The sequence below is a fragment of the Staphylococcus sp. HMSC62B09 genome (assembly GCF_001839115.1).
GTDB classification, from domain to species: domain Bacteria; phylum Bacillota; class Bacilli; order Staphylococcales; family Staphylococcaceae; genus Staphylococcus; species Staphylococcus haemolyticus.
This window is the reverse complement of record NZ_KV840087.1, coordinates 1-10463: the sequence shown is the minus strand read 5'-3', so window position 1 is coordinate 10463 and position 10463 is coordinate 1. Positions and strand designations below refer to the sequence as shown.

At 28.7% G+C, this 10463-nt stretch carries 14 protein-coding genes and 1 pseudogene; all 15 read right to left on the bottom strand.

Annotated elements, in window-relative coordinates; genetic code table 11:
- Positions 1-114: 114 nt before the first annotated feature.
- On the bottom strand, positions 115-1089 hold the full coding sequence (holA, locus tag HMPREF3265_RS01105) for a DNA polymerase III subunit delta (RefSeq protein ID WP_070860869.1): 975 nt from the start codon (positions 1087-1089) through the stop codon (positions 115-117).
- A gap of 75 nt (positions 1090-1164) precedes the next feature.
- Complete coding sequence (locus HMPREF3265_RS01100; protein WP_070860868.1) at positions 1165-3345, bottom strand: DNA internalization-related competence protein ComEC/Rec2; 2181 nt, start codon at positions 3343-3345, stop codon at positions 1165-1167.
- A gap of 4 nt (positions 3346-3349) precedes the next feature.
- Positions 3350-3808, bottom strand: coding sequence for a ComE operon protein 2 (locus HMPREF3265_RS01095; protein ID WP_070860867.1), 459 nt, complete (start codon positions 3806-3808; stop codon positions 3350-3352).
- Positions 3809-3878: 70 nt separating this feature from the next.
- Positions 3879-4133, bottom strand: a complete 255-nt coding sequence (locus HMPREF3265_RS13060) for a ComEA family DNA-binding protein (protein ID WP_371106704.1) — start codon at positions 4131-4133, stop codon at positions 3879-3881.
- Positions 4134-4141: 8 nt separating this feature from the next.
- Positions 4142-4322, bottom strand: a pseudogene (locus HMPREF3265_RS13055) (hypothetical protein); the annotation flags it as partial.
- Between the two features lie 90 nt (positions 4323-4412).
- A complete protein-coding gene (locus HMPREF3265_RS12780; RefSeq protein ID WP_256323905.1) occupies positions 4413-4583 on the bottom strand; it encodes a hypothetical protein in 171 nt (56 codons plus the stop codon).
- 52 nt (positions 4584-4635) lie between these two features.
- A complete protein-coding gene (locus HMPREF3265_RS01085; RefSeq protein ID WP_070860866.1) occupies positions 4636-5361 on the bottom strand; it encodes a class I SAM-dependent DNA methyltransferase in 726 nt (241 codons plus the stop codon).
- The gene (rsfS, locus tag HMPREF3265_RS01080; RefSeq protein ID WP_037550694.1) at positions 5362-5715 is read right to left on the bottom strand and encodes a ribosome silencing factor; all 354 of its coding nucleotides are present in this window, start codon (positions 5713-5715) and stop codon (positions 5362-5364) included.
- A complete protein-coding gene (gene yqeK / locus HMPREF3265_RS01075; RefSeq protein WP_070860865.1) occupies positions 5716-6300 on the bottom strand; it encodes a bis(5'-nucleosyl)-tetraphosphatase (symmetrical) YqeK in 585 nt (194 codons plus the stop codon). It abuts the gene before it with no gap.
- Positions 6290-6865 carry a nicotinate (nicotinamide) nucleotide adenylyltransferase gene (gene nadD, locus HMPREF3265_RS01070; protein ID WP_070581574.1) on the bottom strand — a complete coding sequence of 192 codons (576 nt, stop codon included), beginning with the start codon at positions 6863-6865 and terminating at the stop codon, positions 6290-6292. Before nadD ends, yqeK begins: the two co-directional genes overlap by 11 nt.
- Before the next feature lie 3 nt (positions 6866-6868).
- Positions 6869-7159: a ribosome assembly RNA-binding protein YhbY gene (gene yhbY / locus HMPREF3265_RS01065; RefSeq protein ID WP_037536659.1), complete on the bottom strand. Its 291-nt coding sequence runs from the start codon at positions 7157-7159 to the stop codon at positions 6869-6871.
- Position 7160: 1 nt separating this feature from the next.
- Positions 7161-7967, bottom strand: coding sequence for a shikimate dehydrogenase (gene aroE, locus HMPREF3265_RS01060; RefSeq protein ID WP_070581573.1), 807 nt, complete (start codon positions 7965-7967; stop codon positions 7161-7163).
- Between the two features lie 12 nt (positions 7968-7979).
- Positions 7980-9080, bottom strand: a complete 1101-nt coding sequence (gene yqeH, locus HMPREF3265_RS01055; RefSeq protein ID WP_070860864.1) for a ribosome biogenesis GTPase YqeH — start codon at positions 9078-9080, stop codon at positions 7980-7982.
- Complete coding sequence (locus HMPREF3265_RS01050) at positions 9081-9608, bottom strand: YqeG family HAD IIIA-type phosphatase (RefSeq protein ID WP_037550701.1); 528 nt, start codon at positions 9606-9608, stop codon at positions 9081-9083.
- Positions 9609-9631: 23 nt separating this feature from the next.
- Complete coding sequence (locus HMPREF3265_RS01045; protein WP_070860863.1) at positions 9632-10318, bottom strand: 5'-methylthioadenosine/adenosylhomocysteine nucleosidase; 687 nt, start codon at positions 10316-10318, stop codon at positions 9632-9634.
- Positions 10319-10463 lie beyond the last annotated feature (145 nt).

Below are 10463 nucleotides of genomic sequence, written 5' to 3'. Positions count from 1 at the left end.
GCTAATTTGTTAGAAATTATGTCCCAGCCTCTTTAATTGTTAGACAAATTCCCATATAATATTAATTATATGTTTATCACTGATTTGATTTAAATATTTGAATTTGATTAATATTTAAAGTGATAAAATAAATAATTCAAGAATTAAATGTTTGTCCATATATGAAGATTTTAGTTTATAATCTGTTTCGGCACAGTTATTAATAATATTTAGTAGTTGACCTAACTCGTAATGACGTACTTGATTTAATGCTAGTTTAACTCTATAAGGGTGAACATTTATGGTCTTAGCAATTTGCTGGCCACTATAGCCCTTTTGAGCAAGAATTTTACATTGATAATATAATCTATAATTACTTGTAATAAGCGCCAGTAATTTTATAGGTTCTTCTTTCATAATTATTAAATCTCTTACTAATTGTATAGCCTTATCTTTCTGGTTCTTCTGAATGAACTCTGTTAAAAGAAAAACATTTTGCTCTAAACTTCTATTTATTATTAAACTAACATCATTTTTAGTAATAGTGGTTCTATCACCTAGGAATAATGAAATTTTGTCTAATTCTTGAGAAACGATATTAAAGTTAACACCAGTTAATTCTATAAACAAATTTAATGCATCTTGTTTTATATCTTTGTAATTCTTGTGTAACTGATTTTGCATCCATGATTTAATTTCTTGTTCTGACATTTGTTCTACTTTTGAAAGTTTACTAGTTTTCTTTAATGTTTTAGTTAATTTCTTTCTCTCATCTAATTTATTGCTATATATTTCAAAAATGACTAAGTTTTCACCATCGTATTTTTCTAAGAATTCAATAACTTGTTCATTATTTGGTGTAATATCTTTGTTAACTTTTTCACCAGTAAACATGAATGAATTTTTAACAACAATGACTTTTTTCTCAGATATAAAAGGCATAGTTAAAGCTTCTTCAATAACTGTAGACATATCAGTTTCATAAAGATTATATTTAATATAGTTAAAATCATCTTTATCTTCATTTAAGAATGAATGTGTCAGTTCATTGCTTTTCTTTTCAACTAATTCAGGCACTTCACCATATATTGCCATAATGTTATTTGCCATAATTGTGAACTCCCTTTCAAATATCAAACATTTATAATTATACCACGTCTGTATAAAGCCTCACTAGATAAATAGCTAATTTTTGAATTTTATATCTAAATCATGGTCTAAGTCTATCGTTATTTCTCCAACATCTTGTGTGTTTAAAATTGAACTATTTATAGATCTTAGCGTTTGTAACGTTTCTCGATTAGGTAAGTGATATTTATTGTTTTTACCACTTGAAATGATACTTATTGTTGGCTTTATTAAGTTAATAAATGATTCAGAACTGCTAGTCTTACTTCCATGATGAGCAACTTTCAGTATATCAATTTTTGGTAATTGATATATTTTCATTAATTTTGATTCATTATTTTTTGTTACATCACCTAGTAAAAGCATCTTATATCTTTGATATTCAATAAGTAAAATGATGCTATGTTCATTTTTATCATTACTGTTGGGAATATCTCCATGTAAAAATGAAATTTTAGAATTATTTAGTTGAATAAATTGTATCGTTGTAGCATCTATTAATTCAATATTATTGATCTTACATAAACGTTTTATTTTTATTAATTCTATTTCAGAATAGCTATATAAGTTTATATATAACTTTTTGATTCTGATGTGTTGGGCGATACATGGTAATTCACCAATGTGATCTGCATGCGGATGAGTAATAATTAGATGATCAATTTTTGTAATTCTTTTTTGCTTTAATGTTGGTATAATATGATATTTAGCAATATTATGATTATCAATATTACCTATTTTAACCTCTTTACCACCGGTATCAACCATGACAGTTTCTTGTTTTCTTGTTTGAAAGATTAGACTATCCCCTTGACCAACATCAAAGAAGGTTATCGTGCTAACATTTGATCGAACATTAAAAACACATAAAACTATAAACACGATAATGAATAAAAACAGAATTTTCATTTTTTTATAACAGAAAAAGATATAAATGAGTACTATTAATAATACGAAAATAGAAAATTCTACTGCCGATTTAGGTGCTATAAAAATTTGATAATATTTAAAAGTTAAGAATAAATCTAAAAGTTTGTTATGAACTATGTATATTTTGTCAAAAACTAAATTAGGCAATGCCGTATCACTTACAAAATGATAAGCAAAGAATAAAAATATGGCTAATGGAAAAATGATAAAACTATAAAATGGAACAAAAATGAGATTGGATAGTAATCCTATCCATTGAATTTGGTTAAAATGATAGATTGAAATTATAGTTGAAGAGAGTTGTGCGATAAATGTAAGTACAAAAATATTTTTAATGAAAGTTAATTTTTTAAGAAGAGGAAATGAAATAATAATAAAAAATGAGATTATAAATGAAAATTGGAAACCAATGTCATATAGATAATCAGGCTTGAAAAAGGTCATAACTAAAAATATGAGACCTAGTATATCTATAGAAGCTATTTTTGTTTTATTTGAAATAAGTATGACAGTAGTTGTTGCTAAAATTGCTCTTAGTGCACTTGGTGCAAAACCAGTATAATATGCAAATATTGATAAAAATAAGATGATTAAACCATTAATAATTACTTTAGGAATGTTTAATCTTACAAGTGGTTGATAAATGAGAAATGAAATTGTTGCAATATGTGATCCGCTAACGGCTAATAAATGGTAGATATCGATATCTTTTACTTTATCAATGAAATCAGTATTGATTCCATTTACATCTCCAGTTACTAAAGCGATAACATATTCAGGATGAGATAAACTTGAATTGTTTAATTTTTTAATAATAAAGTCTCTTTGTTTTTCAATTATATTTTTACTTTTAGTAATATGACATGAATTTAAGTCTACATTACTTATAGAGACATAAGGAGTATGATTTAAAACACTAATTACCTTGCCTTTAATAACACAAGATTTATTTTCTAGATCCTTTTCTTTTAGATAATTAGAATAGAGGTAATACACGAAAGGTTGATGACTAAGTTCAAATATACCTTTTAGTTGTCTCTCTTGTTTCTCTATCTTGGAACCAAATTGAACTTCGGTAGATATATTAGAATTTGACTTAAGAAATTCGTCTTTATTTAAATTATATTCATTGTGAAAGTGTTCAAAAGTTAAGCCGGAAAATAAACAAATAATCAAAAAGAAAATATGTCGTAACTTTAATCTCTTTTGTAGCGAGATAATGATTAACAATAGAGTAATAAGAACGGCAATCCATTTTATATGTATCCATAAAATACCTGATAGAAAAGATAATGCATAAAATATCATAAATTTAGTTAGTCAAATATCGAGCTACATTTTGTGCTGAAAAAGGTATTTTTTTATAATCAACACCTGCTTGATCTAAAAGTTCTAGTGCGTATTTATGATTGTGATAGTCTTCAGCATAGTATATTTGTTTAATACCAGCCTGAATTATAGATTTTGTGCAATTAAGGCATGGGAAATGAGTAACGTATATAGTAGCTCCATCAGTCGATACACCTTGTTTAGCACATTGTAATAAAGCATTCATTTCGGCGTGAATGGTTCTAATACAGTGGCCATCTTCAATTAAACATCCTTCATCAATACAATGAACTTCTCCAGCTACTGACCCATTATAACCTCCAGCAATAATTCTATTGTCTTTAACGATTGTTGCCCCTACTGATAATCTTTGACAAGTTGAGCGCAAAGCTAATAGATGACTTTGCGCCATAAAGTATTCATCCCATTTCAATCTTTCCATTTTCTTCACTCCAATACGTAATTATTATAAATATTATAAAGTATCCTTAAATAGAAGCCAATAATCAATATTAAGTTGTTACATATTCCTTAATTCTTTCAAAAGTTTTATCACCAATACCTTTAATATTTTTCAAATCTTCAATTGAATGAAACGTATTATTTTTTTGTCTGTAATCAATAATTTCTCTTACTTTAGTAGGACCAACACCCGGGATTTTTAATAATTCTGTTTCGCTTGCAGTATTTATATTGACCTTATTAGTAGATGATGAATTTAAAGACTTACTATGGCCACTTTTATTATTATCGTCATTTTGAGTTATGCGATTTTTATTTTCATTAGCAGAGGGAATATATATCATTTTTTGATCTGTTAACTTTTCAGACAAATTGACCTGACTCAAATCCGCGTCAGTAAGCAATTTAGCTTTATCTAACACATCTTTTATTCGATCTGAACTTTTCATTTTATAAACATTTGGGTGTTCTACTGCACCTTTAATATCTACAAAAACTATTTCGTCTCCATTTTGAATTGTATTAGATTCTATCTTATTATTAGTTTTATCATTATTTTTCAACACATCATGATTTTTTCCTTTTTAATTAGAGTTTACATGAGATGTAACAATAGGTTTAGTATCATTTGTGTCTTCATCTGATTTCGAAAAAATTAGAAATAAAGCTATAGATATAATCACTAATACAGTGATACTCAATTGGAATTTCCATTGCTTAATAATATATAATAACTCTTTTTTATCTTTAAACAAAAAACTCATCTCCTTATATGTATAAACGTTTGAGGAGATGAGTTTACTTTATTTATTTAAAAGCTACGAAGAACAGGCGCTCACCATGATCATCGTGATTATTTCGGTTAAAGTCAATAAATGTTTCGATGTTTTTAAAACCTATTTGATTTAACATGTTTATATAAGTTTCTTTTTCAAAGGTTCTTTGATAGTGAGATTCATTAAATCGTTGATAAGTACCGTTATTGTCTTCTATAAAGAAACTCATGTCGTGATAAACACTAAAAGGTTCATCACCTTCAATGGCTTCCCATGCTAAAAAGGTTGACTCATTTTCATCAATATAACATTGATTATGAAACAACGTACTCATCTTATAAATAGTGTGAACATCAAATATAAAAACGCCATTTTCTGATAAATGATTGAAAACATTTATAAATGTTTTATTTACATCTTCTATATCAGGTAAATAATTCAGTGAATCACAAAATATTGTTATTACATCTAATTTATTATTAAATGAAAAATCGGTCATATCTCCCTCTAACCATAATACTTGATTAGATTTGTTTGCAGCAATGGCTAGCATATCAGAACTTAAATCCATTCCTGTTACCGAACCAATAGTACTAAGTTGTGCAGTTAAACTGCCTGTCCCACAACCAAGATCAAGAATATTAGGCTTATGATTAAAATTTTGAGAATAATGTTGTACTATCTCAAACCATTTATCATAAGGTTGGTCTTGTGTAAGTTGATCATATACTTGACTCATTTCAACATATTGGGTCATTTAATAAGCAACCTGACCATATGATTCTATTGGTGCATCTTGATAAAGCTTCTCAATATTATAATAATTACGTTCGTCTTTATGGAAGACATGAATAACTACATCTGCCAAATCAATTAAAACCCATCTGGCACTTTGATACCCTTCCATACGTTTGACATCAATAGCTTGTTCATGTGCAGCTTCTTTAACTGCTCTAGCAATTGATTGAACTTGACGTTCATTATTGCCGTGACAAATCACAAAATAATCAGTCATATCACTGATGCCTTTCATATTTAGAGAAACAATATCTTCTGCTTTTTTGTTTTCTGTCGCATCGACAGCAATATTTAATAATTCTTCTGAATTCATTTAATCATCCTTTATTCTTTGATCACTATAATTATAATAGTTTAAACATGAAATCGTTTTGCCATAAACTGTAATATCCTTACTGATTAAGAAAAGTACCGTTCGCTTAGAAATTTCATAAATCGTTTTATCTAAGCTACCTTGATTGTATGCCATATCTCTTATTTCTTCAACTCCTGGGGTTTTTCTCCCTGGTTCAATATAATCAGCAATGAATACAAGTTTTTCAGTTTTAGTCATTTCTTTACGTCCAGTTGTATGGTTCTTAATTGCTAGTAAGACTTCTTCATCTTCGAATCCAAATTCTGAGCGCATTATAGCGGCACAGACAGGTCCGTGTAAGATTTCTCCACCATAACTTAATAATTCACTATCTAAATCATGCTGTCTAACAATTTGATACATAGTACTTAAATCATCGTATTTGCAATAATCATGTAATACACCAGCTAAATTAGCTTTATCTTTATCACCATCATAAATTTCTGCTAATTTTACAGCAGTTTCAGCTACTCTTAACGAATGTTTGAATCGTTTTTCAGGTAGTTTATCTTTAATAAGTTCAATAGCTTTGTCAATTTTCATAAAATCCTTCCTCTCTTATATAGTCGTGAATACTAGGAGGAACCAAGATATTTATTGGTTGTTTATTTTTTACACGATTTCGAATTAATGAAGAGCTAATATCCATTCTCGGTATTTGAATTGCTATCATTGAATCTTCTATTTCTTGATAGTTAACATCTCTGTTAACAACTACAAACTTGATTAGTTTTTTTAATTTATCAATTTCATACCATTTATCTAGTTGCTTATACTGATCAGTTCCGATAACGAAATAAATCTTAGCATTTTTTTCATTTTTTGCGAAATCTTTTATCGTATCATAAGTATAGCTTTGGCCTCTCCTGTTAAGTTCGATATCACAAATTTCACCAAAACCTAATTCATTAATTGCTAAATTTATCATTTTGATACGATATTTAGCATCTAAATATTCATCGTGAGTTTTTAAAGGTGCCATAAAACTTGGTAGGAAATAAAATTTATCTGGTTGAAGGTGATGATAAACTTCATTAGCAACTAACATGTGTGCAGTGTGTATTGGATTGAATTGACCACCATAGAGAACTATTGTTTTCTTATTCATAACTTATGGTAATGTAATTTCTTTATTATCAACTGATTCTCTATATATTACGATCATAGAACCAATCACCTGTACAATTTCACTTTTAGTTGCATTGCTTAACGCTACCGCTAATTCATTTTTATCATCAAAATTATTTTGTAACACGTGTATTTTAATTAATTCTCTATTTTCAAGTGTATCATCGATTTGAGCAATCATATTTTCATTAATACCTGATTTACCAATTTGAAAAATAGGATCTAAATTGTGAGCTAAACTTCTTAAATATCTTTTTTGTTTTCCTGTTAACATATTAAACTCCTTGTAATTTACTTAATACTGTATTTTTCATTTCTTTTAAGTTTGGTTTTTTTCCCGTCCATATTTTAAAACTTTCAGCGCCCTGATTTATAAACATATCTAAACCATTATGAATCACGTTACCTTTAAGTTCAGCTTCCTTTAATAACTTAGTCTTATATGGAATATAAATAATATCACTGACTAGTGTTCTTGATGATAGATTGTCTAATTTTATAACAGTGTCATCGTTATTATCTAGTCCTGCTGATGTTGTGTTGATGATAATATCAAATTCATCTAAATATTGTTCAGCTTGGTTTAATGAAATAGCATTAATATTCATATCCCATGATTCAAATCTACTCATCGTTCTGTTTGCGATTGTTAATTTAGGTTGAACAATCTTATTAAGTTCATTAGCAATTCCTTTACTTGCGCCACCAGCACCTAGAATAAGAATATAAGCATTAGCTAAATCAGGATATATTTGTTTGAGACCTGAAACATAGCCAATTCCATCTGTGTTATAACCAATCCATTTATTATCAACAATTTTTACAGTATTAACAGCTCCTACTGCTTTTGATTGATCATCAATTTCATCAAGATACTGAATAATACTCTCTTTATGAGGAATTGTCACATTAAATCCAACAATACGCTTATCTTCTATAATATTACGTATATTATGGAAGTCTTCTTTACGTACATGCAAAGCTTCGTACGAATCTTGCATATCTAATGATTTAAAGTTTGCATTATGCATTATTGGAGATAAAGAGTGAGAAATTGGATCGCCTATCACTGCATAATTCATAAATAATCCACCTTACATTATTGAATTTCTTAAGATTACATCAACATTTTTTGGTACACGCACAATAACTTTTGCACCTGATTCAATTGTTATAAACCCTAGACCGGAAATCATTATGTCTTTTTTCTCTTTTCCAGTCTCTAGTCTAACTGCTTTAGTATTACTCATATCAAATTGATCTGGGTTATTTGGTGGTGTTAAAACATTTCCAATTTGATTTCGCCATAAATCATTAGCTTTTTCTGTTTTGGTACGGTGAATATTTAAATCATTTGAAAAATAACAAACTAGCGGTCTTTTTCCACCTGAGACATAATCAATTCTAGATAACCCACCAAAGAATAACGTTTGCCCTTCATTCAGTTGGAAAACTCTTTGCTTAATTTCATTTTTAGGTACGATTGTTTTTAGTTCTTTTTCAGAAACATAGTGTGTCATTTGATGAGATTGAATAATACCAGGAGTATCATACATAAACGTTTTTTCATCTAAAGGTATGTCAATTAAGTCTAATGTAGTACCAGGAAATCTTGATGTAGTAACTACATCTTTCTCTCCTACACTTTGTTCAATCAATTTATTTATAAGTGTAGATTTACCTACGTTTGTTGTGCCTACTATATAAACATCCTGTTTATTTCGATTTTGGTCAATTGATGCTAGAAGATCATCGATACCCCAACCTTTTTGAGCAGATATCAATATAACATCGTCAGCATCTAAGCCATATTTTCTAGCAGTTTTCTTAAGCCATTCTTTTACTCGTCGTTTATTAATCTGTTTTGGTAGAAGATCTAGTTTATTTGCTGCTAAAATAATCTTCTTGTTACCAACTATTCGTTTTAAAGCATTAATAAATGATCCTTCAAAGTCAAATATGTCAACTACATTAACAATAATGCCATTTCGGTCAGACAGTTCATTTAATAAATTTAAAAAATCTTCACTATCCATTCCAACATCTTGAATTTCATTGTAATTTTTTAGTCTAAAACAACGTTGGCAAATAACATCCTCTCTAAAAAGGTTATGTTCAGGAACATAACCAGGTGCACTTTTATCTTCGGACTGAAGTGGCGCACCACAGCCAATACATTTTAATGTGTCATCCAATCAATTTTCCTCCCATGTGATATAGCCTTTATTTTTAAAGTAATTTAATAAGCGACGTTCAATAATACGGTTGAACTTTGTAATAAAACCATCTGTACGTTTAACAGGAACCACCATAATTGTATATAAACCATTTCGATTGCCTCCAAATACATCAGTTAACATTTGGTCTCCAATGACAATCGTTTCTTCTGGATTAATATTCATATGTTTAATAGCTTTTTTAAATGCTTTGCCCATAGGTTTTCTTGCTTTGAAAATAAAATCCACATCTAGATCTTTAGAAAAACTAGATACTCTATCTTCATTGTTGTTAGATACAATTGTAATTGTGATACCTAACTCATTTGCTCTTTTAAACCATTGCTGTATCTCTATAGTTGGAGATTTAACATCCCAACCCACTAAGGTATTATCTAAATCTGTGATAATACCTTTAAAACCAGCCTCAGCTAACTTTTCAATATCTATTTGAAATACAGACTTAACGTAGTCATTTGGCATAAAAAATTTTTTTATTAATCCCATTTATTTATCACCTTTATTATTATTTATAAAACTTTAATTAATGCTTCAACAATTGAACTTGAAGATTTTGCGGCTTCGCCAAGAAATTCTTCAAAAGATATGTCTGCTTTACCATTAGCTAAATCTGAGACTGCACGTGTAACTATAAAAGGAACATGAAATTGATAGCAAGTTTGTGCAATTGCAGTTGCCTCCATTTCAACAGCCATAGCCTCAGGAAACTGTCGTTTAATTGTTAATCGCTGCTCTACACTACCAATAAAACTATCACCGCTAACAATTTGGCCAATTTTAGCATTATAATTTTTTTTATTAATTACTGTTTCTACCGATTTAAGTAGTTCTTGATCTGACTTAAATTCTAATGGCATTTGAGGTATTTGACCCAGTTTATAGCCAAATGCTGTTGCATCAACATCATGATAAACAACATCATTACTAATTAACATATCTCCAACAGATAAACTCTCATCTAATGCACCGGCAGATCCAGTGTTGATGATGAGTTTTGGATTGAATTTTTCAATTAATAACGTAGTTGAAATAGCAGCATTTACTTTGCCAATACCACTTTGAGTTAACACTACTTCTTTTGAATTTAATTTCCCTCTATAAAACTTTACATGTGCAACAGAAATTTCATTCATATCTGTTAATTTGTCTTTTAGTATAGCTACTTCTTCTTCCATAGCTCCTATAATTCCAATCATATTAACACCTCAGTCTTTATCTTAGCAATTGCTATTTTATCATATATTTTTATTCATCACGACAATGTTATTTACTCTTTAATTAAAAAAATAAATTCATCTAATATAAAAGGGCTCTACGTCAAATCGGACTGATGAGTCCAAA